We start from the raw sequence: 1,821 nt of genomic DNA, 5'->3' as shown, positions 1-1,821 counted from the left end.
ATACTGCCACGACGAAGATCGTTGCACCCACAATGACCGGCCAGAACATACCAACGCCGTATCTCGCCTCGCTCCCCGCAGTCGCAAACAATCGTGGCGTTGTTCCTCCAAGCATCCAAAAGGCGTCTGTCACCGCTTACGTCGTCGAAACACATCGCGGATGGCCTTGGCGGATCGAAGACAACTACGGATACCGCTACGACGTTTCCAACACTACAACCGGCTACACGGCCACCGTTGCTGGCTTCCCAACGAAAAGCGGCCTGAACACACTCAACTTGATTGTAAATTTCCTCGGGACTATGGCCGTATTTGCTGTTCTGCATCTTTCGGTCTTAATGGCTGTCCGATCCTTTCGCTTGATTGACTCGGCGATTGCGCGCCCCCAATCGGACGGATAACCATGCCATGCACCGGAGTCTGGCTTGCCGGCTTTTCCTGATGGTCAACTTTACTCTCCGTACCCGGTGATCCCGGCCGTTATCCGACTGACCTGGACCTGATTCCACGCTTTGCTGTACCGTAAGACATACTTTCACTGAACCCCTGGAGTCCAGCATGACCACTGCATTACCGATTCGGGCTACGTCCTTCCTGAATAGAAGCAAACTCAAGCACTACGGCAAGCACGTCGGGCGCTTCACTGCCTTTCTTCTCGTTATGCTAACTGGCATCTACACGGTGACGCTGCCGTGGAGCGACCTTCCGGACTGGGCACTGAAAATTGGAACGCCGATTCTGCCTTCCTCACTTTTCGCCGGTGTATTGACCGAGAACCCAATCCTCGGCGGTGCTATCTCTTTTCTGCCTTTGATTCTCGTAGTTGCGTTGGCGACTTTTCTTTTCTGGAACGACTGGCGGCGACACCTCTCGTTTGCAGTTGGTGCTGGATTGTGCTACGGCTTGGCTGTTCGGTTCTTCTTACTCTTCATTGACTTCGCGTAGAACACGGCGGATAACCATCGCATGCACCGGAGCCGGGCTTGCGCGTTTTCACAAATGGAACATCAACCGTCCCGGCCCGGTGATGCGTACCGTTATCCGACTGGGTACGCTCGCTGCATGAACCCATACGATCCGCCTACCTCTGAATCTAAACCGCGTCCAATACCTAAGCGTGACGTCCCAAGGACTACGCTCTACTCACTACTGATCCCTGCTCTTGTTGGCGGCACGATTGGCTCTGCTTTGTTCGCCTCGGACGCGGGCAGTCCAGGCGATCCTAACAGTCATGGCATCGCATTCGGTACCTATGGCTTGCTATCACTTCTGGTCGCGATCTCGGTGCGTTGGTTTCGCCAGCGTTTTCACTTCTAATTTGGGCGCAACTTGCCCTTTTCGCCTCGCGTTGATACGATCACACTCCGACGGATGCCACCCACGTGGACGAAGTCCGTGCTGGCGGCGTCCCGCCGTTGTTTTCTGCTCGCGCAGTCCATGCTCGTTGGCGGTCCGCCTTGTGTCTATAATCGCGGATAACCAACGGTTGCAACGGAGTGGCGGTGGTCGGCGTTTCCGTTTGCTTGCATGTCCTCACCCGCCACCCGCTGAACCGAACCGTTATCCGACTGAGCCGCGGACACTTGCTGCCTTCCTCGCGCCCTGCGGGGCACAACCTACGCATGGATTCCATGCCGATCACTACATGCCATGATCAACGCTTCGTATGCATGACGACTGGCTCAATTTAACCAATGCCTGAATTAACACTCACGGTTCCTAGATCAATTCATACTCGTGTTGGCGATGCGACGCTTTACCCTTTGCTTGCACGACCGGCGACGACGTACCGTATCGGCGGCGATCTTCCTTGGTCACGCA

2 protein-coding genes are annotated in these 1,821 nt (G+C 55.5%); both read left to right on the top strand.

Annotated elements, in window-relative coordinates; all coding sequences use genetic code 11:
- The coding region (locus tag RC85_RS28785) for a hypothetical protein (protein WP_238383243.1) at positions 1 to 401 on the top strand (401 nt) is incomplete at its 5' end.
- Between the two features lie 157 nt (positions 402 to 558).
- Complete coding sequence (locus RC85_RS25615) at positions 559 to 945, top strand: hypothetical protein (protein ID WP_068267775.1); 387 nt, start codon at positions 559 to 561, stop codon at positions 943 to 945.
- Positions 946 to 1,821 lie beyond the last annotated feature (876 nt).

The sequence above is a fragment of the Rubripirellula obstinata genome (assembly GCF_001642955.1).
Lineage (GTDB): Bacteria > Planctomycetota > Planctomycetia > Pirellulales > Pirellulaceae > Rubripirellula > Rubripirellula obstinata.
This window is presented reverse-complemented; position numbering and strand designations above follow the sequence as displayed.